At 59.4% G+C, this 22811-nt stretch carries 21 protein-coding genes; 9 read left to right on the top strand and 12 right to left on the bottom strand.

Annotation, left to right across the window (positions count from 1 at the left end):
* Positions 1 to 25: 25 nt before the first annotated feature.
* From ACAM27_RS14895 to ACAM27_RS14940, 10 genes are all read right to left on the bottom strand, one after another.
* On the bottom strand, positions 26 to 1234 hold the full coding sequence (locus tag ACAM27_RS14895) for an ABC transporter substrate-binding protein (protein WP_369612222.1): 1209 nt from the start codon (positions 1232 to 1234) through the stop codon (positions 26 to 28).
* 72 nt (positions 1235 to 1306) lie between these two features.
* A complete protein-coding gene (locus tag ACAM27_RS14900; RefSeq protein WP_014420871.1) occupies positions 1307 to 2029 on the bottom strand; it encodes an ABC transporter ATP-binding protein in 723 nt (240 codons plus the stop codon).
* Positions 2026 to 2832, bottom strand: coding sequence for an ABC transporter ATP-binding protein (locus tag ACAM27_RS14905; protein WP_369612223.1), 807 nt, complete (start codon positions 2830 to 2832; stop codon positions 2026 to 2028). The genes ACAM27_RS14900 and ACAM27_RS14905 overlap by 4 nt, the downstream gene beginning before the upstream one ends.
* Positions 2833 to 2911: 79 nt before the next feature.
* Positions 2912 to 3337 carry a PaaI family thioesterase gene (locus ACAM27_RS14910; protein WP_022993499.1) on the bottom strand — a complete coding sequence of 142 codons (426 nt, stop codon included), beginning with the start codon at positions 3335 to 3337 and terminating at the stop codon, positions 2912 to 2914.
* Positions 3334 to 4983, bottom strand: a complete 1650-nt coding sequence (locus ACAM27_RS14915; protein WP_369612224.1) for an AMP-binding protein — start codon at positions 4981 to 4983, stop codon at positions 3334 to 3336. Before ACAM27_RS14915 ends, ACAM27_RS14910 begins: the two co-directional genes overlap by 4 nt.
* Positions 4984 to 5109: 126 nt before the next feature.
* Positions 5110 to 5997, bottom strand: coding sequence for a 3-hydroxyisobutyrate dehydrogenase (mmsB, locus tag ACAM27_RS14920; protein ID WP_023012162.1), 888 nt, complete (start codon positions 5995 to 5997; stop codon positions 5110 to 5112).
* A 47-nt stretch (positions 5998 to 6044) separates the two neighbouring features.
* Positions 6045 to 7118: an enoyl-CoA hydratase/isomerase family protein gene (locus ACAM27_RS14925; protein ID WP_369612225.1), complete on the bottom strand. Its 1074-nt coding sequence runs from the start codon at positions 7116 to 7118 to the stop codon at positions 6045 to 6047.
* Positions 7119 to 7130: 12 nt separating this feature from the next.
* Entirely contained in the window at positions 7131 to 7910 is a 780-nt protein-coding gene (locus ACAM27_RS14930; protein WP_153741622.1) for an enoyl-CoA hydratase, read from the bottom strand.
* A gap of 28 nt (positions 7911 to 7938) precedes the next feature.
* Positions 7939 to 9105 (bottom strand): acyl-CoA dehydrogenase family protein, encoded by a 1167-nt coding sequence (locus tag ACAM27_RS14935; RefSeq protein ID WP_369612226.1) that lies wholly within the window; start codon positions 9103 to 9105, stop codon positions 7939 to 7941.
* A 99-nt stretch (positions 9106 to 9204) separates the two neighbouring features.
* Entirely contained in the window at positions 9205 to 10698 is a 1494-nt protein-coding gene (locus ACAM27_RS14940; protein WP_369612227.1) for a CoA-acylating methylmalonate-semialdehyde dehydrogenase, read from the bottom strand.
* A 143-nt stretch (positions 10699 to 10841) separates the two neighbouring features.
* Between ACAM27_RS14940 and ACAM27_RS14945 the strand changes: the two genes are divergently transcribed.
* The 9 genes from ACAM27_RS14945 (at position 10842) to ACAM27_RS14985 (ending at position 18458) form a co-directional block, all read left to right on the top strand.
* A complete protein-coding gene (locus ACAM27_RS14945) occupies positions 10842 to 11744 on the top strand; it encodes an AraC family transcriptional regulator (protein ID WP_022993493.1) in 903 nt (300 codons plus the stop codon).
* A 79-nt stretch (positions 11745 to 11823) separates the two neighbouring features.
* Positions 11824 to 12357 carry a hypothetical protein gene (locus ACAM27_RS14950; protein WP_369612228.1) on the top strand — a complete coding sequence of 178 codons (534 nt, stop codon included), beginning with the start codon at positions 11824 to 11826 and terminating at the stop codon, positions 12355 to 12357.
* A gap of 8 nt (positions 12358 to 12365) precedes the next feature.
* Positions 12366 to 12911 carry a sigma-70 family RNA polymerase sigma factor gene (locus tag ACAM27_RS14955; protein WP_369612229.1) on the top strand — a complete coding sequence of 182 codons (546 nt, stop codon included), beginning with the start codon at positions 12366 to 12368 and terminating at the stop codon, positions 12909 to 12911.
* Positions 12908 to 13636, top strand: coding sequence for an anti-sigma factor domain-containing protein (locus ACAM27_RS14960; protein WP_369612230.1), 729 nt, complete (start codon positions 12908 to 12910; stop codon positions 13634 to 13636). Before ACAM27_RS14955 ends, ACAM27_RS14960 begins: the two co-directional genes overlap by 4 nt.
* Before the next feature lie 107 nt (positions 13637 to 13743).
* The gene (locus tag ACAM27_RS14965) at positions 13744 to 14175 is read left to right on the top strand and encodes a hypothetical protein (protein ID WP_014420857.1); all 432 of its coding nucleotides are present in this window, start codon (positions 13744 to 13746) and stop codon (positions 14173 to 14175) included.
* Between the two features lie 310 nt (positions 14176 to 14485).
* The gene (locus ACAM27_RS14970) at positions 14486 to 15592 is read left to right on the top strand and encodes a polyamine ABC transporter substrate-binding protein (RefSeq protein ID WP_014420855.1); all 1107 of its coding nucleotides are present in this window, start codon (positions 14486 to 14488) and stop codon (positions 15590 to 15592) included.
* 8 nt (positions 15593 to 15600) lie between these two features.
* On the top strand, positions 15601 to 16713 hold the full coding sequence (potA, locus tag ACAM27_RS14975; protein WP_374730290.1) for a polyamine ABC transporter ATP-binding protein: 1113 nt from the start codon (positions 15601 to 15603) through the stop codon (positions 16711 to 16713).
* A 4-nt stretch (positions 16714 to 16717) separates the two neighbouring features.
* On the top strand, positions 16718 to 17647 hold the full coding sequence (locus ACAM27_RS14980) for an ABC transporter permease subunit (RefSeq protein ID WP_206856332.1): 930 nt from the start codon (positions 16718 to 16720) through the stop codon (positions 17645 to 17647).
* Complete coding sequence (locus tag ACAM27_RS14985) at positions 17640 to 18458, top strand: ABC transporter permease subunit (protein ID WP_011785609.1); 819 nt, start codon at positions 17640 to 17642, stop codon at positions 18456 to 18458. The genes ACAM27_RS14980 and ACAM27_RS14985 overlap by 8 nt, the downstream gene beginning before the upstream one ends.
* Positions 18459 to 18475: 17 nt before the next feature.
* Here ACAM27_RS14985 and ACAM27_RS14990 read toward each other — a convergent pair whose 3' ends face one another.
* Together ACAM27_RS14990 and ACAM27_RS14995 are read right to left on the bottom strand one after the other, a co-directional pair.
* Positions 18476 to 21592 carry an efflux RND transporter permease subunit gene (locus ACAM27_RS14990; RefSeq protein ID WP_369612232.1) on the bottom strand — a complete coding sequence of 1039 codons (3117 nt, stop codon included), beginning with the start codon at positions 21590 to 21592 and terminating at the stop codon, positions 18476 to 18478.
* Entirely contained in the window at positions 21589 to 22770 is a 1182-nt protein-coding gene (locus tag ACAM27_RS14995) for an efflux RND transporter periplasmic adaptor subunit (RefSeq protein ID WP_369612233.1), read from the bottom strand. The genes ACAM27_RS14990 and ACAM27_RS14995 overlap by 4 nt, the downstream gene beginning before the upstream one ends.
* Positions 22771 to 22811 lie beyond the last annotated feature (41 nt).

Here is a 22811-nt window from a genome sequence, read left to right on the forward strand (position 1 = left end):
CGGGCACCGGGTAATTCCCCGTTGCTTAGTTCACCAGCTTGCACTTGCTCTCAGAGAGCGGGCGGTAGGCTTCATCCGCCGGAATCGTCCGCAGGATCTTGTACAGATCCCATTCATTCTTGGACTCCGCCGGGGTTTTCACTTCCGCCAGGTACATGTCATGCACCATACGGCCGTCTACCCGGATTTTGCCGTTCTTGGCAAACATGTCGTTGATGGGTGTATCCATCATCTGCTTGCGCACGGTCTGGGCATCATCCGAGCCGGTGGCAGCCACCGCATTCAGGTATTGCATTGTGCTGGAGTAAATGCCGGCATGAACCATGGTCGGGCGTACGCCGGTTTCTTTCATGAAGCGATCAGACCACTCGCGGGTTTCGTCGTTCATGTCCCAGTACCAGCCGGTCGTCAGTTGGATGCCTTGCGCGGTTTCCGCACCAAGGGCATGGACGTCGGTAAGGAACAACAGCAACGCCGCCAGTGTCTGGCCCGCCTGGGTTACCCCGAACTCACTGGCGGTGGTGATGGCGTTGGTGGTGTCCGCACCGGCATTCGCCAGGCCGACCACATTCGCTCCCGAGGCCTGGGCCTGGAGGATGAACGAAGAGAAATCCTGGGTCGGGAACGGATGGCGCACGCTGCCCACAATCTCGCCGCCGTTGGCCTCAACCACGCGGGTAACATCGGCTTCCAGGGCGTGGCCGAAGGCGTAGTCTGCTGTCAGCAGATACCAGGTCTTGCCGCCTTCCTTCACCACAGCGCTGGCCGTACCATTGGCCAGCGGATAGGTGTCGTACACATAGTGAATGTGGTTGGGTGTGCAGTGTTCGTTAGTGATGCTGGAAGCCGCCGAACCGGAAATGATGCCCAGCCGGTCGTTCTCTTCCAGGATCTTGCTCACGGCGATGGACACCGAGGAAGCCACCATACCGGCCACCAGATCCACCTTGTCGTTTTCCACCCAGCGGCGAACGGTGCTGGAGGAGGTATCCGGGCTGTTGCGGTCGTCAGCACTTACCACTTCAATCTTGGCACCATTGACGGTGCCGCCAAAATCCTTGATCGCCATTTCCAGGGCGGTCAGGCCATTGGGGCCGGCCAGGTCTCGATAGGTACCGGACATATCGGCCAGGTAGCCAATTTTTACGGTGTTGTCCGAGATTGCCGCCTGGGCACCACTGGCCATCAGAGCTGATGCAACGGCTGAGGTCAGAAGCTTTTTCATCATTGTCATTGTTGTTTCTCCGCTACTGTCTTGCGTTGGTTCGGGTTGTTGTTGCTCTTATTACTCTCGTTCTATCCGGGGTCAGACCCCCAAATAGCCATCCAGCACCGACTGTTTGGCACTCAGTTCGTTGGCGCTGATTTCTTCCACAATCTGGCCGTGCTCCACCACGTAATGTCGGTCGGCCAACGGCGCGGCAAAGTGGAAATTCTGCTCCACCAGAACAATGGTCAGGCCCTTGTTCTTCAGAGCTATCAGGACTTCCCCCAGTTTCTCCACAATCACCGGGGCCAGGCCTTCGGTGATTTCATCCAGCAACAGCATGTTGGCGCCCGTGCGCAGAATGCGGGCCATGGCCAGCATCTGTTGTTCGCCACCAGAGAGCTTGGTGCCCTGGCTGAAGCGGCGTTCATAGAGGTTGGGGAACATGGTGTAGATTTCTTCCAGGCTCATGCCACCGCTGCGCACCACCGGCGGCAGGGTGAGGTTTTCCTGCACGCTGAGGGAGGAAAAAATGCCCCGATGCTCGGGGCAATACCCGACACCCAACCTGGCAATATGATGAGGTGCGCACTGCATGGTTTCTTCGCCGTTGATCATGATGGAACCCGTGCGCCGGCCCACCATGTTCATGATGGCTTTCAGCGTGGTGCTGCGCCCTGCGCCATTTCGGCCGAGCAGTGTGACCAGTTCGCCCCGCTGAACCACCATGTCGATGCCGTGCAGAATGTGGGATTCGCCATAGAATGCGTGCAGGCCGGAAATGCGCAGCTGCTCGTATTCGCGGTCCGGATTCTTGCTCATTGGGCCGCCTCCACGTTTTCGCTGGCGGCGACCTGTGACCCCCGCTCGCCGCTGCCATCACTGCCCATATACACCTCACGCACACGCGGGTCGGCGGAGACCGTCTGGTAATCGCCTTCCGTCAATACTGCACCCTGGGCGAGCACGGTGATGCGGTCGCACAGTTTGCTGACCACGCTCAGGTTGTGCTCCACCATCAGTACCGTGCGACCCTGGGCGGCCTTGCGCACCAGTTCCACTACGCGGTCAACGTCTTCCGAGCCCATGCCCTGAGTGGGTTCGTCCAGCAGCAACAGCTGGGGCTCCATGGCCAGGGTGGTGGCCAGCTCCAGCGCCCGTTTGCGGCCATAGGCCAGCTCTACCGTGGTGGTATTGGCGAACTCGGCCAGGCCAACAGACTCCAACAGCTCCATGCAGCGCTCGTTGAGCTTGTGCAGGGAGTTGCCGGATTTCCAGAAGCTGTAGGAGGAGCCCTCTGCGGTTTGCAGGGCCACGCGAATGTTTTCCAGCGCGGTCATGTGGGGAAACACGGCAGAGATCTGGAAGGAGCGAACAATGCCTTTACGGGCAATGGCGGCGGATTTCAGGGGAGTGATGTCTTCGCCGCGGTACAGAATCTGCCCGCGGGTGGGAATCAGGAACTTGGTCAACAGGTTGAATACGGTGGTCTTGCCGGCACCGTTGGGGCCGATCAGGGCGTGGATATCCCCCTGACGGATCTGGAGGTTGACGTCGTTAACGGCGACAAACCCCTTGAATTCCTTGACCAGGTTACGGGTCTCGAGAACGTACTGTTCACTCATGAGCCACTTCACCTTTTGTTATTGTTGTATTTCGCAACTAGCACACAGATTAGATTTACGTGCACGTAAACGTCAAGAACTAATTTTGATATTTCTCGGGCGGTATGGAATAGGTCATGGTGGAGTGTGCCACCGGGTCTTCCATGCCATCGGAATAGACGAAAACCTCGCCCACGCCCATGGTGCGCCCCACCTTCAACAGGGTCGCCCGTGCCCGTATCGGAGCATGCGCCACCGGCTTGCGAAGGAAGTTGATGTTCAGGTTCGTCGTCACCGCCAACGGCACCAGGCCAATCCGGCTGAGCAAGGCTGCATACATGGTGACATCCGCCAGCGCCATCATCGCAGGCCCGGATACGGTCCCGCCCGGGCGCAGGTGATCATCCTCCACGGCCAGGGTCATTTCCGCCCAGCCGTCACCCAGTGCCTCCAGGGAGCCGTATGCGGCCCCCTGGGGGAACTGAACCTCGAGGAAGTCTTTCAGCTCCTCGAAGGTCACTTTCATGCCGGCACCTCATCCTGGGCCCGGTTGCGCAGCACGAAGCGCTGGATCTTGCCACTGGGCGTTTTCGGCAGTTCATCCACGAATTCGATCTCACGGGGGTAGGCGTGGGTGGACAGACGACGGCGGACCAGTTCCTGCAACTCCTCCTTGAGCGCCTGGTCGTCCACCGGCTCCTGGCCAGCTTTGATCACAACATAGGCTTTGATGATCGAGCCGCGCTTTTCATCGGGCTTGGCCACGACACCGGATTCGGCAACAGCGGCGTGTTCCAGCAAGGTACTTTCGACATCTGCAGGCCCTACGCGGTAGCCTGCGGTGGTGATGATGTCATCGTCCCGGCCACTGAAAGAATAGCCGCCATCGCCATGGCAGATCACCATGTCACCGGTCAGGTAGTAGCCGTTCACGAACGGGTCTTTCTCACCCCAGGTGTAGCCATCGAAATGGAACAGTGGCGAGGCTTTGATATCCACCGCCAACTGGCCAATCTCGCCGGCCCCCACCTCTTCGTTTTTCTCGTTCAACGCCACCACGCGATGCCCGGGCGACGAGTACCCCATGGAGCCCTGGCGAATGGTGTGCTCCAGGCCATGGAAGTTGCAGCAGGTCATACCGGTTTCTGTCTGGCCATAATGATCCTTGACCGGGCAGAAGTACCGGCGGGCAATCCAGTTCACCACTTCCGGGTTCAGCGGTTCACCCGCACTGCTGCACACCCGCAGCCCCAGATTCTCCCCTTCCGGCAAGACCTGATCGTTGGCCTTCAACAGCCGATACGCCGTGGGCGCCGCCGCCAGGTTGGTGATCTTGTACTTGCGGATCATGTCGTAGGTGGATTCGGGGGTGAACGGGTTGGGGTTGAAATGCGTGGCGTGGCCCATCAACAGCGGGCCCGTAACGGCGTAGTACAGACCATAGGCCCAGCCGGGGTCAGCCACATTCCAGAACACATCGTCGTCGCGCAGTTCAATGGCGTACTTCATGTACACATAGAACGCCAACAGGGCTTTGGCGGGTACGGCCACGCCTTTCGCTTTGCCGACGGTACCGGAGGTGAACATCTGCAGGAACGGATCGTTCCCGGTGATCATCACCGGCTCACACTGGTCTGACTGCTGGTCCAGCACCTGCTGGAAGTCTGCAACATCCTCGCCCGTGGCGGCGGCGTTCACGCACAACACCGGCGGGCAGTTGTTCACGTCGTTCAGCTTGGGATAATTGTCCGGATCGGTAACCACCAGTTTGGTGCCGGCTTTTTCCAGGCGGTATTCAATGGCCCCGGAGCCAAACGCGGTAAACAGCGGCTGGTAAACCGCACCCAGGCGCAAGGTGCCGGCAATCACGATCAGCAGTTCCGGGCCCCGTGGCAGCAGGCCGGCTACCCGGTCGCCCTTGGCAACACCCAGGGATTTCAGATAGTTGGCGAAGCGGGCCGAGGCTGCTTTCAGCTCTGCGAAGGTAAGCACGCCATCACCACCACCCACTTTCTCGTAAAACAGCGCAACCTTTTGCGGGTCGGAAGCCCATTTATCACAGATTTCGTGGCAGACGTTCAGGCCACTGTCCAGGCGCCCGTCCAGGATTTCCGCTTCCAGTGCGGCCGCATCAAAGTTGTCATACACCTCGTTGTAGTGCGGTAGGCTCATCGTACACTCCATTTGTTGTCGTTGTTGGTTGCACAAGATTTAGTCAGGTTTAGCATAGCCTTCACTTTACGTAAAGGTAAACTTTAGGCTAAAAAGAAAGGGCGACCTGCCATCGCCCTCCCCTGCTTACTCCGGTTTGTACAGCCGCAGAATGCTGGAGAAATCCAGCTCTCCGTTGCCCTGCCCGGCATGCAGCTGGAACAGGTTTCGGGCCAGGGAGCCCATCGGAATCGACGCCTGGTTGGTCACCGCGTTGTCGAACGCCAGGCCAAGATCCTTCGCCATCAGGTTCACCAGGAAACCGCCCTGATAATCGCGGGAGGCTGGCACTCCCTCCATCACCCCCGGCCAGGGGTTATAGACATTCAGTGCCCAGTTACCGCCAGAGCTTTGTTTCATGATCTCCGAGAGCACGGCAGGGTCCAGGCCATTTTTGGCACCCAGGGCCAGGGCTTCGCTGGTGCCGGCCATCAGGATCGCCAAAAGCATGTTGTTGCAGATCTTGGCCACCTGCCCGGCACCATGGGGGCCGGCGTGGAAGATATTCTTACCCATGCCTTCCAGAATCGGCTTGGCTTTCTCGAAGGTACTCGCGTCGCCGCCACAGATGAAGGTGAGCGTGCCGGCTTTGGCACCACCCACACCTCCGGATACCGGGGCATCGATAAACGCAAGCTTTCGCTCAGCCGCCTGTTCGGCGACGTTGCGGGCCGTTTCCGGGGCAATCGTGGAAGAATCGATCACCAGCGTGCCTGCTGGCAATGCAGCCAGCAGGCCATCGTCACCCAGGTAGACCGCCTCCACATGCTTGCCGGCCGGCAGCATGGTGATCACGCATTCCGCTCCCTCGGCGGCGGCTTTGCCGGAATCCGCCGTGCGGGCACCTTCAGCCACCAGGGCCTCAACTGCTGGCTTGGACAAATCGAACACGGTAACGTCGTGGCCGGCCTTGAGCAGGTTGGCCGCCATTGGCGCACCCATGTTGCCCAGGCCGATAAAGGTAATCTTGGCCATGTTGCTTCTCCTTGTTGTTGTACGGGTCATCGCTGCACAAAGGCAGACTACTGGCTGAAAAATCCGTTAACCCAGGCGCTGTCCACTTCACTGAGTGAGGCATAGCGCCAGCGGGGCTGCATATCCTTGTCGATCAGCAATGCCCGTATGCCCTCGGCAAATTCACCTTTCTTCAGGCTGTTGTGGGACATCACCAACTCGTTGTCGAGCACCTCTTTCAGACTGTGCAGGCGGCTGCGGTGGTAGTGTTGCCACATCAGGGCCAGGGAGGTCGGAGACGCGGCCTTCAGCCCCTTCACCGATTTGCCGAGCCAATCTTCCCGAGCCCCCAGCTCGTCCAGTTGCGCCACCACCTGCTCCAGAGAATCCGCATCGGTGGCCTGCTGGATGTCCTCAAAATGCTCACGCACGGGAGACGCGGGTAAGGCCTCACGGCTCTGCTGTTCAAACTGCCGCAGCACTGCGCTCACCACCGCCTGCGCCTCCGCTCGTTGCCAATCCGCCGCTTTCAGGGCATCCACAACCTGGTCTTTCAGACCATGGGAGATAAACCGGTCGGCCATGTTCACGAACAATGCATCGGCGCCGTTCATGCGGGCACCGGTCAGTCCCAGAAACAGGCCCGTGCGCATGGGCATGCGGTTCAGGAACCAGCCGGCACCGATATCCGGGTACAGGCCGATGCTGACTTCCGGCATGGCGAGCTTCGAGTGTTCGGTCACCACCCGGTGAGAAGCACCCACCATCAGACCAATACCGCCACCCATCACAATGCCGTTGCCCCAGCAAACGATGGGCTTCGGGTAGGTGTGGATCTGGTAATCCAGCTCATATTCCTCGTTAAAGAAGCGCTCGCCCTCCGCCAGCTTGCCCGGCTCGGTCATGGCCCGGTACAGCGAGACGATATCGCCGCCAGCGCAGAAGGCTTTGTCACCCTCGGCTTCCAGCCAGACAGCCCGAACCTTGGGATCCTCGGCCCAGCGGCTGAGCTGGGGCTTGAGCAGGCTGATCATATCCATCGACAGTGAGTTGAGATTGCGCGGCGTGTTCAGCCGTGCCACGGCAATCAGCTCACCATCAGCGGTTTTCCATTCTTCAAATACGATTGGTTGATCACTCATAGCGAATCCGGGTTATCGGTTTTTCCAGTCGGGCTTGCGCTTCTCCAGAAACGCATTCACGCCTTCTTTCTGGTCTTCGGTATGGAACAGCTCCACGAACAATTCACGCTCCATGCGCCAGCCGTCGCTATGGCTGCGACCGTCGCGGGCGCTCATCACCAACTGCTTGCAGCGGGCGATGGACGAAGGGCTCTGCTTACAGGCACCTTCCGCCAGTTTCAGGGCGGCTTCCAGGCCGTTGCCGGTGGGCACCACTTCTTCCACCAACCCGATTTCCAGGGCCTTGGCGGCGGTTACCCGCTCACCACACAGAATCATGCGTTTGGCCCAACCCTCACCCACCAGCCAGGGCAGGTTCTGGGTGCCGCCGGCACAGGGCAGCAGGCCAACGCTGGCCTCCGGCAGGGCCATCTGGGCATGCTCTTCTGCAATCCGGATATCACAGGCCATGGCACATTCCAGGCCACCACCCATGGCATAACCGTTTACGGCGGCAATCGATACGCCACGGAACGCCGTCAGCGCTGCGAACGCTTCACCGAATCGTTGCGCCATGTCGTTGGCGCGAGCCCGGTCGCCGTCGGCGAAGGTTTTCAGGTCAGCACCGGCGGAAAAGAACTTTTCCCCCTGGCCAGTCACCACCAGCGCGAAGATGTTCCGGTCGTCGTTGAGCTCTTCCACGGTCGCCTTCAGCGCGGCGAGGGAATCGGCCGTCCAGGTGTTGGCCGGCGGATTGGCGATGGTCAATACCGCAATGTGGCCGCGTTTTTCCAGTTGAATCAGTTCACTCATCACAAATTCCTCTATAGTCCGTGGCCGGTTACTGGATCGCTTCGGCAACGCCGTCGTCCAGCAGCCGGCGGGCAATGATCAGGCGCATGATTTCGTTGGTACCTTCCAGAATCTGGTGTACCCGCAAATCCCGAAGGTAACGCTCAAGCGGGTATTCCCGGATGTAACCGTAGCCGCCATGCAGCTGCAGGGCTTCGTTGGCCACTTCAAAGCAGGCGTCGGTGGCAAATCGTTTGGCCATGGCACAATGCAGCGTAGCCTCCGGGTCGCCACTGTCGAGTTTGAACGCACCCAAACGCACCATCTGCCGGGCAGCCACCAGGTTGGTAATCATGTCCGCCAGCTTGAACTGCAGCGCCTGGAAGGCGGCCAGCGGCTTACCAAACTGCTGGCGCTCGTGCATATAATTCCGGGCCCGGAGCAAAGCCGCCTGGGCACCGCCCAGGGAACAGGTGGCGATATTCAGGCGGCCGCCGTCCAGGCCCTTCATCGCGATGGCAAAGCCATCGCCTTCATTACCCACCCGATTGCTGGCAGGCACGCGAACGTCTTCCAGGGTAACCAGGCGCGTGGGCTGGCTATGCCATCCCATCTTTTCCTCATTCTTGCCGTAGGAGACACCGTCGGCATCCGCTGGTATCACGAAGGTAGAGATGCCCTTCGAACCGCTGTCGGCGTCTCCGGTGCGCGCCATCAGAACCAGAATATCGGTTGCGCCAGCGCCGGAGATGAACATTTTGCTGCCATTGATCACATAGCTGTCGCCATCCCGAACCGCGCGGGTGCGGAGACTGGCCGCGTCGGAGCCGGCACCGGGTTCAGTCAGGCAGTACGAAGCCAGCCATTCACCACTGGCCAGCCTGGGGACAATTTCCTGGCGAAGATCATCAGAGGCGAAACTTGCCACCATCCAGGTGGCCATGTTGTGGATGGTGATGAAGGCGGCGGTGGACGGGCACGCTGCCGCCAACTCTTCCACAATCACCGCGGTATCCAGGCGAGACAAGCCCATACCACCCAGGGATTCGGGCGTGTACATACCCATAAAACCCATGGCTCCGGCTTCTTTCATGACATCGACCGGAAAAATATGCTCGGCGTCCCACTGGGCGGCATGGGGCGCCATGGATTTTTCAGCGAAGGCTCGGGCAGCATCCCGAAACGCCTGCTGGTCTTCAGTGAGATTAAAATCCATCGTCAGGCTCCTTGGTTGTTACGGTCGGGGCTTCCACTGAAGAAGCGGAAAAAAGGGGCCGGTGGGGGAACCGGCCCAATAACCTCACCGACAACGAGATTAACGAAGCTGGATGGAGAAGTTGGCCTCGGATGAGGTCGCCTCACTGGAGAACCAGCGGGAGGTCACCGTTTTCGTCTCGGTGTAGAAGCGCACCGCCTGTTTACCGTAAGCGTGCTGATCACCGTAGAACGAACCCTTCCAGCCGGTGAACGAGAAGAACGGCAGGGGCACCGGAATGGGAATGTTCACACCCACCTGGCCCACATCAATCTCGTGCTGGAACCGACGCGCCGCGCCGCCATGACTGGTAAAGATGGAGGTTCCGTTGCCGTACGGGCTGGCGTTGATCAGCTCGATGGCATCACCAAGGCTGTCAACGTTGACGCAGGACAGCACCGGGCCAAAGATCTCTTCGTTGTAGATATCCATGTCCGGCGTGACTTCACTGAACAGGGTCGGCCCTACCCAGTTGCCTTCCGGCAACCCGTCGACGGTGCAGCCACGGCCGTCCAGCAGCAGTTTGGCGCCCTGGGCTTCACCGGTGGCGATCAGCGATTCAATGCGGTCTTTGGCCTTGGCACTGATCACCGGGCCATAGCTGGCACCGGAATCGTTCCAGGCGCCGGGGCGCACTTTCGCCATGGCCTCTTTCAGCTCCGGAATCCACTCCTGGGCAGCGCCCACGAAGACCGCCACCGAGATCGCCATACAGCGTTGGCCCGCGGCACCTACAGAGGCACCTACCAGGGCGTTGATCACTTGTTGTTTGTCCGCATCCGGCATGATCACCATGTGGTTCTTGGCGCCGGCGAAGCTCTGCACCCGTTTCATGTTGCGGGTACCGGTTTCGTAGATGTACTGCCCGACCGGAACCGAACCGACAAAGGATACGGCCTTGATGGCCGGATCAGTCAGCAGGGTATCAACCTGCTCTTTGGCCCCGTGAACCACCTGCAGTACACCCTTGGGTGCGCCGGCCTGTTCAAACAGCTCGGCCAGGCGGGTTGGTGTCAGCGGGTCCTGCTCGGACGGTTTCAGAATAAAAGTGTTGCCGCAGGCAATGGCCATGGGGAACATCCACAGCGGGATCATGGCCGGGAAGTTGAATGGCGTAATGCCGGCACACACCCCCAGAGGCTGGATCCAGGAATGGGTATCTACCTCGCGGGCCACGTTCTCAACGGTCTCGCCCATCATCAGGGAAGCCACGTTGGCGGCGTGTTCCACCACTTCAATGCCACGCCAGACATCGCCTTTGGCGTCGTCAAAGGTCTTGCCGGTTTCCTGGGACAGGATCTCGGCGATTTCGTCGTGATGTTCTTTAAGCAGCGCCTGATAACGCAGCATCACCCGTGCTCGCTCAGAAACCGGGGTTTCCTTCCAGCTCTTGAACACTTCACTGGCGTTATCAATCGCCTGACGCATCTCGTCGGCAGTGGCGCAGGGCACCTGGGCAATCACTTCGTTGGTGGCGGGGTTGGTCACGTCGATCCAGCTCTGGGTCTGGCTCTGAACGAATTCCCCTGCAATAAACTGAGGTACTTTTTTCATGATGATGTTCCCTGTTTGTTGTTATCCGGGATGAGCCGGCCTACCGATAACAAGGCAGATCCGACGATGATTTGAAGAAAGACTAGCACGCGGATTTACGGTTGGTGATTGACTAAATTTCGCCCATGATGGATTATTTTTCGATGACTGAGATCCCAGCCAAGAAACCGGCCACTCAAACCTCACAGTGGCCCGTGCCAGCCGACAGTGTTCGCTATGTGGTGCCAGAGCCTATTGTGCGGCTTTTGGCGGCACATCCGCTCACCCGGGAGCTGTATCCACTTGCCTTCGGGCATTATCGGAGAGCGGCCGGGCATCACATGCATAGGGAACACCACCGTGATAATCTTTTGATCTATTGCACAGACGGCAAGGCCTTTCTGAACGTCGCCGGCGTGCCCCACACAGTCGAGGCCGGCGACCTCCTGCTACTGCCCGCCGGCGCCAGCCATCGGTACACCGCCGACCCGGACAACCCCTGGACCATTCACTGGGTTCACTATACCGGCCCCCTGGCCGAAGACTTCGGCCAGTACATGGGCTTTGATGACAGCACCCGCATCCGACATCTGGGCAGACAGCCCCGGTTACTGGTGGATTTCAACGGCCTGCTGTCGGTACGGCAGACGGGCTTCCGGGCCCGTGGGTTAATCCACGCCAGCAATCGGCTACGACAGTTGCTGGCCGCCGTGCCCATCAACGCCGACGAAACCAGCCAGGCCCGGCAGGCCGAGCTGGACTCCTTGCACAGCTTCATGCGGGAGCATCTGGAGGAACGCCTGACCCTGAACCAGTTGGCCGAGCTTTCCGGCCTGTCGCCGGCTCACTTCGCCACCCGGTATCGGGAGCAGACCGGCACCTCGCCAATCCAGCACTTCCTGCATCTCAAAGTGGAACGGGCCTGTGAGTTGCTGGATACCACCAGCCAGAGCTTCGCCGATATCAGCCGGCAACTGGGCTATGACGATGCCTATTACTTCTCACGGCTGTTCAAAAAAGTGATGGGGAAGTCGCCCACAGACTATCGCCACACAGCGCGGCACTGATTCATGCACCGGCATTGCATCCCATTGATGGTTGGGCTCAAATAGGGTTCTGGCACTTCCCCCGAACAAGGAATGATCGATGACCACGAACCGTCGCCCCATGCTGGCACTGTCTGCCTCGCTGGCTTTGCTGTCTGGCTGCAGCAGTTTCGGGCCCGTCACCAGCGGAACCGATGATCCCTGTGCAACCCTGCAATCGGTTGTTACCGATTACACCACCGGATTTGATGCCTATCGTGGCAATGGCTCAAGCTACGCCATGGTGACCCTTTACCGGGCCAAAGAGCAGTTAATCAAAGGCCATTGCGAAATCTGGGAGTGGGGCAACGGCGATGCAGCATACACCTGCACGGTCGGCGCACCGAACCAGGAGGTGGCAACGGCCATGTATCAGCAAGCCAACAACCAGCTCAGCGCCTGTCTTGGGGAAAACTGGCAAGGTACCGAAGCCGGGCGCGAAAGGGATGGCCGCCCCGCCGGTGAAGTGACTCGTTATCAGAACAGCGGCAAGGCCGGCCCGGCCGTCTCTCTGCATCGCGTTCAGGACCGTTCACAGCACTCTGTTTATCTCTATATCGGCACCCCGGGCCGATCCCCCGAGCCGGCTAACTGAGGCCGGTGATGGCATCGGATCACCCCGTCACGGCCTGGCTCCACGCGGTTGCTGAGAAAGACCGTACGGCCTTTGCTGAACTCTATCGGGCCACAGCCCCGAAACTTCTGGGTGTCATACTGCGTATCCTGAAAGACAGGGCTCGGGCGGAGGATGTACTCCAGGAGTCGTTTATCAAGGTCTGGCAACGGGCCGCGTTGTTTGACGAAACCCGCTCCTCCCCTATCACCTGGCTGGTTTCTATTGCCAGAAATGCGGCCATTGACGCGCTGCGCAAACAGCCGGTTGAGCGGGAAGGTCAGGAATCCGATATTGACGAGATCCCAAGTGGTTCGCCAAACGTGATCGACCGGATTGACGATGTGCAGGCCCAGGCCCGGCTCAACCGGTGTTTCGAAGAACTGGATAAGGACCGTGCGGACATGGTGCGGCTTGCGTATCTGAATGGCTGGACCCGCGATGCACTGGCAGACTATTTCGAACAGCCGGTCAACACCGTAAAAACCTGGCTTCACCGCGCCCTTAAACAGCTGAAAAGGTGCCTGGACTCATGATCGAACGAGACGACCTGGACATGCTGGCGGCAGAGTTCGTTCTGGGGACCCTGCCGGTCGAAGATCGCCAGCGCGTTCAGCGCCTGCGGACCACCCATCCAGAGCTGGACGCGCAAATACTTCAGTGGGAATCACGGCTGTCCGCTCTGAACGACGAAATCGAACCGGTCGACCCTGCCCCCGGGCTTTTCGCCCGGATTGAGCGCTCCATTGATCAGCTGGAGCAGGCCTCATCGCAGCACAACGAGGTGGTCAGGCTCCGGCAACAAGTGTCCAGGTGGCGCCTGAGCACAGCGGCGGCTTCGATTGCCGCGATACTTCTGATTGCCGTGATGATGCTTGAGCCCACCCCAACAGAAAGCCCCTATGTGGCTGTGTTCCAGCACAATGACGAACAGCCGGCTTTCCTGCTGACGGTGGATCTGGCCAGGAAACAATTGAACATTCAACCCGTCACCGCCCGGCCCGCCGGGAACCAGTCTTACCAACTCTGGATAAAGGATGACGAACTTGGCCCGACGCCAAGATCCGTGGGCGTCCTGAACGAGCATTTTGAAGTAGACCCGGCCGCGCTCACGAATTACGACGCGGAGCTGCTGCGTCGCGCGACGTTTGGCATCAGTCTGGAGCCCCGGGGCGGATCGCCCACCGGACAGCCCACCGGGCCCGCGCTTCACGGTTTTCTGTATCCCACCGGTGAGGGTGCTGATACCAACCGTCTGTAAATATCGCATTCCCTGAAACTTTCGGATGTTGTCTCCGTAGCTGTCGGTAACCCATCAGAAAACAACAGCCTTGATGGGTTTTACCTAAGTGAAGCAAGGAGAACGTAATGAAAAAGCACAGCAAGAACATCCTGTTTATGGCAGCCACCGTAGCGTCGGCACTGGCGCTTACCCCGACCACCCAGGCCGAGGATCACAAGGCCGGTGTCTGGGCCATGGATCAGTCCGTGGGCAATGGCGTGGTCTCTGCCCGCAAAGTCGTTGCCGAGGAAAACGGCTGGCTGGTGGTTCACCGTACCGATTCGGCTATGAAGCCTGGCCCGGTAGTCGCCCACGCACCATTAAGGGCCGGCAAAAATATGGATGTGGCGGCGATTCTTACCGAGGAAGTATCCGCCGGTGACATGCTCATGCTTATGGTCCATAGCGAAGCCGGTGGCAACCAGACCGGCATCTTTGAATACACGCTAGGCGCCAAGGAAGACGGACCTATCCGAAAGAATGGCAAGCTGGTCACAAAAACCATCACCGTGCAGTAAGCACCCGTCTTAAACCCGCCCGCCACGCTGCGGGCGGCCTTTTCTGGCCCGCGGAAAACGGTAGGCACAAGCGCTTATCAAATCCGGAAAAAAAAAGTGGCGCGGCCAGAATTCTCATGATAAATATCGCGCGAATACGGTCGGATTCCCCACCACCGTTTCCAGGATAAGCCTCAAAGGAGTCAAAAGGCGGCACCCCGGTGTTTTCACAAACACCTGCCACCTCCGGCCACCCTCAGCAGACCTGCACAACACCGCGTGCGTCCTGCACGCTTTGTATCCATCCCTTTTCAGTGAGGGACACCATCCAATGTTGAAGTTGTGTAAGCCACAGGCGCTTGCCGCCGCTGTTGCTATGTCTCTGGGTGCCTCTTCGGTTTTTGCAGCCGGAGAAGTGCGTGTCTACAACTGGTCTGATTACATCGCCGAGGACACCCTGGCGAAGTTCACCGCGGAAACCGGCATCAAAGTTGTTTACGACGTTTACGACAGCAACGAAGTGCTGGAAGCAGCCCTGTTGTCTGGCCGTTCGGGCTACGACCTGGTAGTGCCTTCCAACCACTACGTGGCCAAGCAGATTTCTGCCAAAGCCTTTGTCGCGCTGGACCATGGCCAACTGTCGAACATGACCAACCTGAACCAGGACCTGATGACCCAGCTGGAAAAGGTCGACCCGGGCAGCCAGTTCTCCCTGCCGTACTTGTGGGGCACCAACGGTTATGGCTACAACGAAGGCCGCATTCAGGAGATTCTGGGTGACACCGCACCGACCGACTCCTGGGCTCTGGTGTTTGACCCGGAAGTGACCGGCAAGCTGGCCGCTGGCGGCTGTGGCATTGCCATGCTGGATTCCGGTGAAGAAATGGTGCGTGCCGCCATGGCCTACATTGGCCTGGACCCGAACAGCAACAACGCCGACGACATCAAAAAAGGCGGTGAAGTGATCAAGGCTGTACGCCCGAACATCACCTATTTCCACTCTTCCCGTTACATTGGCGATCTGGCTAACGGCGACCTGTGCGTGGCCGCCGGCTACTCCGGCGACATCCTGCAGGCCGCTGCCCGCGCGGAAGAAGCCGAGAACGGCAACGTCATCCGCTACACCATCCCCAAAGAGGGCGCGGTGCTGTGGTTTGACATGATGACCATTCCGGCCGGCGCGCCGAATGTGGAGAACGCCCACAAGCTGATGAACTTCCTGATGCGCCCGGAAATCATCGCCGATGTCACCAACTACGTGTGGTACGCCAATCCGAACAAAGCGGCCGATGAGTTTGTGGAGGCAGAAATCCGTAACGACACCAGCATCTATCCCACCGATGAGGTGATGAAGAAGCTGTACATCATGGAAGGTCGGCCTCAGGACGCCCAGCGTCTGATGACCCGTACCTGGACCAGCGTGAAATCCGGTCGCTGACGGTGGCCGTGACCAACAATACCTCCGCGCAAGCGGAGGTACTTCTCAGCATCAAGGGCATTTCCAAGAGCTTTGACAGCACCCTGGCGGTAGACGACGTCAGCCTGGACATCCACAAGGGCGAGATCTTTGCCCTTCTGGGTGGCTCCGGCTCCGGCAAATCTACCCTGCTGCGCATGCTGGCGGGCTTCGAGACCCCGGATTCCGGCCGCATTGTGCTGGATGGTCAGAACATCACGGCCCTGCCGCCGTACCTGCGACCCACCAACATGATGTTCCAGTCCTATGCCCTGTTCCCGCACATGACCGTGGAGCAGAACATTGCTATGGGTCTGAGACAGGACAAGCTGCCAAAGAACGACATTGCCGACCGTGTAGCCGCCATGCTCAAGCTGGTGAAGATGGAACCCTACGCCAAACGCAAGCCGCAGCAGCTCTCGGGTGGCCAGCAGCAGCGTGTGGCCCTGGCCCGCTCGCTGGCAAAGCGACCAAAGTTGCTGCTACTGGACGAGCCGATGGGCGCACTGGACAAAAAACTGCGCACCGAAATGCAGCTGGAACTGGTGGATATTCTGGAGAAGGTGGGCGTGACTTGCCTGATGGTCACCCACGACCAGGAAGAAGCCATGACCATGGCCAGCCGGATAGCCATTATGTCCCACGGCCGGATCGCTCAGGTGGGTTCACCGATTGATATCTACGAAAGCCCGAACAGCCGCATGACGGCAGAGTTTATCGGTTCCGTGAATATCTTTGAGGCGAACATTCTGGAAGACAATTCCGACAGCCTCTCCTTGGCCAGCGAGCTGCTGGACGCACCGGTGTTTATTGACCGGGGTGTAACCACGCCGGCGGAAACCACGGAAACCCTGATCGCCCTGCGCCCGGAGAAGATCTACCTGACGACCGAGAAGCCCGAAGGCGATAGCAACTGGAGCTGCGGCACGGTGGACAACATTGCCTACCTGGGTGACATCACGTCTTACTACGTGAAGCTCGCCAGCGGCAAGCGGGTGCAGGCCACCATGGCCAATGTGGAACGCCGTGGCGAGCGGCCCACCTGGGGCGACCGGGTCTATGTATCCTGGGAAGCCTCCAGCCCTATCCTGCTCTGGAACTGACGCCATGACCAAGAAGCTTCTGGCAACCCCTCTGGCGGAGCGGGTGCGGGCGGTAGTATTTCACCGACGGGTCGTCTTCGGTGTGCCTTTCGCCTGGTTACTGCTGTTCTTCCTGCTGCCGTTTGCGCTGGTGCTGAAGATCAGCCTGACCTCGGCAGTAATGGCCATTCCGCCCTACGAGCCGGTGTTCCGATGGGTGGAGAATACCCTGTCGGTGGTGGTGAACTTTGGCAATTACCTGTTCCTGGCTTCCGACAGCCTCTACATTGCCGCCTATTGGGGCTCGGTGAAAACCGCGTTTCTGGCCACCTTGTTCTGCCTGCTGATCGGCTACCCCATGGCCTATGCCATGGCCCGCGCGCCGAAGCACTGGCAACTGGTGTTCCTGCTGATGGTGATGCTGCCGTCCTGGACCTCGTTCCTGATTCGGGTTTATGCCTGGATGGGCATACTCGGTAACCAGGGCCTGCTCAACAGCTTCCTGCTGTGGCTGGGCGTAATCGAATCGCCGCTGAAAATGCTGAACACCAACTTCGCGGTGATTCTGGGAATCGTCTATGCCTACCTGCCGTTCATGATCCTGCCCATCTACACCAATCTGGTGAAGCTGGACATACGCCTGCTGGAAGCGGCGTCGGATCTGGGCTGCCGCAGCCTGACCACCTTCTGGTCCATTACCCTGCCGTTGTCCAGGGCCGGAATCCTGGCCGGCTCCATGCTGGTGTTCATTCCAGCCGTGGGCGAATTCGTGATTCCGGAACTGCTGGGTGGTCCGGATACCCTGATGATCGGAAAGGTGCTCTGGGAAGAGTTCTTCAACAACCGAGACTGGCCGGTGGCCTCTGCGCTGGCAATCGTGATGCTGGCGCTGCTGCTGGTACCCATTGTGTTGTTCCACCGCTTCCAGGCCCGGGAGATGGAAAAGAATGGTTAGGTTAAAAGCCCCCGGTTTCTCGAAGACCATGCTGATGCTGGGCATGCTGTTCCTGTATCTGCCCATGGTGGTGCTGATCGTATACTCGTTCAACGCCTCACGGTTGGTATCGGTATGGGCCGGGTTCTCCACCAAATGGTACGGCGCCCTTCTCGCCAACGAACAGATCCTGTCGGCGGTGTGGATGAGCCTGCGCATTGCCTTCTATTCCGCCAGCATGGCGGTGTGTTTGGGCACCCTGTGCGCGTTCGTGATCACCCGGTTCAAGAAGATGCGCGGGCGCACGTTGCTGTCCAGCATGATCACCGCCCCTCTGGTAATGCCAGAGGTGATCACCGGCCTGTCATTGTTGCTGCTGTTTGTGCAAATGGCCCAACTGATCGGCTGGCCGACGGATCGTGGCATGGCCACCATCTGGATTGCCCATACCACCTTCTGCAGCGCCTACGTGGCTGTGGTGGTGAGTGCGCGCCTTAGAGAAGTGGATCGTTCCATTGAGGAAGCCGCCATGGATCTGGGCTGCACGCCGCTGAAAACCTTCTTTGTCATCACCCTGCCGGTCATCGCTCCGGCACTGGTTTCCGGCTGGCTGCTGGCATTTACCCTGTCGCTGGACGACCTGGTAATTGCCAGCTTTGTGTCTGGCCCGGGAGCCACCACCTTGCCGATGGTGGTGTTCTCCTCCGTTCGGATGGGAGTGTCACCGGAGATCAACGCGCTGGCGACGCTGATTATCGCGGCGGTGTCTGTGATTGCGTTTATCGCCTGGCTCTGGCTGCGGCGAGCAGACAAGCGACGAACCAGGGCCTGAGCTGTGCCGCGACCGGGCTACAAAGCGCCCTGACCCGATGCCATTCGCCGATCCCGAATGCTTTGGATCCACTGATAGAACACTGGCACCAGCAGTGTCCCCAGAATCGTCGCCGCCACCATGCCGCTGAGCACGGTAATACCGAGGCTCACACGGCTGGCGGCGCCGGCACCACTGGCGAAAACCAGCGGCAGAACGCCCAATACAAACGACAGCGCCGTCATCAGAACCGCTCGGAATCGCAGCACGGCGGCCTTCTGAGCCGCCTCAGCCGTAGACAGTCCCGATGCCCTCAGTTGCATGGCAAACTCGACAATCAAGATGGCCGTTTTGGTGGAAAGACCGATCAGTAATACCAGCCCCACCTGGGCGTAGATATTGTTCGCCAGCCCCACCAGCCAGAGCCCGGCCATGGCACCGGCGAGTGCCAGCGGCACCGCACCGAGAACCGCAACAGGCAGGCTCCAGCTTTCGTATTGGGCCACCAGAAACAGATACACAAACACCAGGGCCAGCACAAAGATCACGGCGGCCAGGTTACCCGCCTGGATTTCCTGCAGGCTCTGACCGGACCAACTGAACTCATAGCCCTGGGGCAGGCTTTCAGACAAAGCTTCCATGGCATTGATCGCATCGCCGCTGGCAAACCCGGGAGCGGGCTCGCCGGACAGGGTGACCGAGCGTTTGAGATTGAAATGCTGAATGCTGGAAGGCCCCAGCACAGGTTCCAACGACGCCAGCGTTGTCAGTGGCACCATGTCGCCTTCCTGGTTTCGGACAAAATAGTGAGTGAGATCCTCTGGCCGTTGGCGATACTCGCCTTCGGCCTGCAACAACACCCGGTAGTTTTTTCCGAATCGGGTGAAATCATTCACGTACAGGGAGCCAAGCTGGGTTTGCAAGGTCGAGAAAATATCGGAGAGCTGAATGCCAAGGGCCTTGGCCTTGTTTCTGTCCACTTCCAGAAGGTACTGGGGGATATTGGCACGGTACGTACTGTATACCCGGGACAGGGCCGGATGCTGGTTCGCCTGAAAAATCAGGCCGTTCATCACCTGTGTCAGCTCCGAGACATCGCGCCCCTGATTGTCCTGAAGGCGATAGTCAAAACCGGCCGATGTGCCAAGGCCGGGAATCGGTGGAGGATTAAACACCATCACCTGGGCCTCGGAGACCGTCCAGAGTTTTGAATAAAGCCGGGGAATCACGCTGCCCAGGCCAAGCTCCGGTGTCTCCCGGTCTTCCCAATCCTTTAGCATGACAATGCCGAGACCATTGTTGGATGCGGCGCCTCCCAGCAGGGAAAAACCCGACACGGTTATGAAATCCGTCACTGCCGGATCTTCAAGCACCATGTCCGTCACCTTTTCCAGCACAGCATCGGTTCGCTCCAACGAGGCTGCATCTGGCAACTGCACATCTACAAACAGGAAGCCCTGGTCTTCCGGTGGCACGAACGCCGATGGTACCACCTTGAAGAGTCCGCCACCGGCGACCAGCACACCCAGCAGCACCAGCCCCACCAGCATTCCTTTGCGCAGAAGCTGAGCCACGGCTTTGGAATAACCACCCGTGCTGCGCGTGATCAGTGTCTCAAAGGGCCGAAGCCACCGGACAGATTGATCGCCACCTCGCCCGAGCAGGGCCACACACAGAGCCGGACTGAGCGTAAGAGCGTTAACAGAGGATATGATAACCGCCACCGAGATCGTGACCGAAAACTGCTGATACAGTTTGCCGGTAATGCCCGGCATGAAGGCAACCGGCACAAAGACCGCCAGCAGCACCAGCGTGGTGGCGATGACCGGGCCGGTCACCTCTGCCATGGCTTTGCTGACCGCCTCACGGATTGGCAAGGCTTCTTCCTTGAGGATGCGCTCGACGTTCTCGATCACCACGATGGCGTCATCCACCACAATCCCGATCGCCAGGACCAGGCCGAACAGCGTGATTGTATTGATGGAATAGCCAAGTACGGACATCACCGCGAAGGTCCCGATCAGCGAAACCGGAATGGCGATACTGGGTATCAGGGTGGCACGCCATTTCTGCAGAAACAGGAAAACCACGAGAATGACCAGGCCAACCGCCTGAAACAGCGTAACGACCACTTCACTGATAGACCGGCTGATAAACTCCGTGGTGTCGTACAGAACGCTGTATTCCACGCCCTCGGGAAAACTTGCCGAGGCACTTTCGACCAAGGCTTTCACCCTTTCTGCCACATCCAGCGCGTTGGCATCCGGGAGCTGGTAGATCACCAGAAAGGCCGTGTCGCGGTTGTTCAGTTTCGCGGTGGAAGTGTAGGACCGCGAACCAAGTTCAATCCGGCCGACATCCCGCAGCCGGACAAATCCGCCGTCCGGCCGCGACCGCAGGATCGTTTGCCCGAACTCTTCCGGGTCCGATAACCGCTCCCGTGTCTGGATGCTATAGACAAACTGCTGCCCGGCAGGCACCGGCGATTGTCCGAGCTTACCGGCGGCGACAATCTGGTTCTGCTCCTTCAGCGCGGCGGCCACCTCCGCAACCGTCACATCCAGAGCGGCCATGCGGCGGGGATTCAGCCACACCCGCATGCTGTAATCCTTGGCGCCCATCACTTCGGCGGAGCCCACCCCGGCAACCCGGCCCAACGCCTCCACGAGATTGTTTGAGGCATAGTTGCTGAGAAACACACCGTCCAGGTCGTCCCGGCTGGAAGTCAGGTTGATGCCCAGCAGCATGTTGCCGGATTGCTTGCTGACGATAACACCCTGGCGCCGGACCTCATCTGGCAGGAAGGGCTCGGCCAGCGCGACCCGGTTCTGCACATTCACCTGGGCAATGTCCGTGTCGGTCCCGCTTTCAAAGGTCAGCGTGATTTTGGCGGTACCGTCACTGGAGGCCGATGATTCCATGTAAATCATGCCCTCCACGCCGTTGAGCTGCTGCTCCACCGGTCGTATGACAGCCTCCTCTACCACCTGGGCGCTGGCGCCCGGCAACGTCGCAGTCACCTGAACCTGGGGTGGCGCCATGTCCGGGTACATATTCACAGGCAGGATACGCAACGCGATCGCCCCCGCGAGCGTGATGAGAATGGAGATAACGAAGGCAAACTTCGGGCGCTGAATAAACACGCGGCTGATCATGGCTGTGCCTCACCGGGCTGGCTCAACACGCCGGTGTCTGGATCGATGTCTTTGCGGACCGGATTCACCGCGACGCCGGCACGAACCTTCTGCAGCCCTTCAACAATGACCTGGTCCCCGGCCTCCAGGCCGGATTCCACGACCAGTAATGCTCCGTCACGGGCGCCGGTTTTAATGAATCGCTGGGCCACCTGATTCTGGTCATCCACCAGCAGGACAAACTTGCCTTCAATGGTCTCCTGAATCGCCACCTGCGGTACCAGGACACGGGCCTCTCCGGTATGTCCGGAGACTTTCAGCGTGACGTAAAGACCAGGCACCAGGACCGCATCCGGATTCGGGAACACGGCACGAATTGCCACGGTACCGGTACTGGCGTCGGTCTGGACATCGGCGAAGTCGAGCGTGCCCGGCTGGGCGTAGACTTCACCATCGGACAAGGTCAGTGAAAGGTCCAGACTCTTCGCGACTGCCTGCGCGGATTCGGCACCCGCCCGGCGAAACGCAATGAATTCGGCCTCGTTGACCTGAAACTCCACGTACATCGGGTCCGTCACCAGTACCGACGTAATGGGACCAGTAGCCGGCCCGACCACCGCGCCGACATCATAATTCAGGCGGCCTACCCAGCCGTTGAAGGGAGCCTTGAGTTCCGCGTACTCAAGGTTGGTGCGAGCCTTCTGAAGTGCCGCTTCTGCGGTCTGAAGGCGGCTTTGTGCAGCGCTGAACCGGTCCTTGAGTTTGTCGAGATCTGCCGCCGACAGAAAGCCTTTACCCGCAACATCCTCTCCCCGGTCCAGATTCCGGCGCGCGGAGTCCAGCTCGGCACGTGCTGCAGCCAGCTCCGCTTCAGCCTGCTGCAGATCGGCATTGGCGCGCGTATCTTCCAGGCGCAGCAACACCTGCCCCTGCTCCACCCGTGCGCCCTCTCTGAACAGCACCTCACGGATTTCGGCCTCGATCCGGGCCGTGATGTCTGCCCGGGCGGACGCTGAGGTGCGGGCAACGAATTCCCGGGAAGGTCGAACCTCCGAGGTTTTGAGCTCCACCACCGACACCGCAACGGGCTGAGGCGATGGCGACTCCGCAGACTCGGAGCACCCCACCAGCAAAGACAACACCAACGACCATCCGAGTGCACGGAGTCGCTCTTTATAAAACATCTCAAGAAGCTGCATGGACACCATTCCCTGTATCTTGGGCAAGGCCCTGCCGGAGC

The organism is Marinobacter sp. RI1 (assembly GCF_041155085.1).
Lineage (GTDB): Bacteria > Pseudomonadota > Gammaproteobacteria > Pseudomonadales > Oleiphilaceae > Marinobacter > Marinobacter nauticus.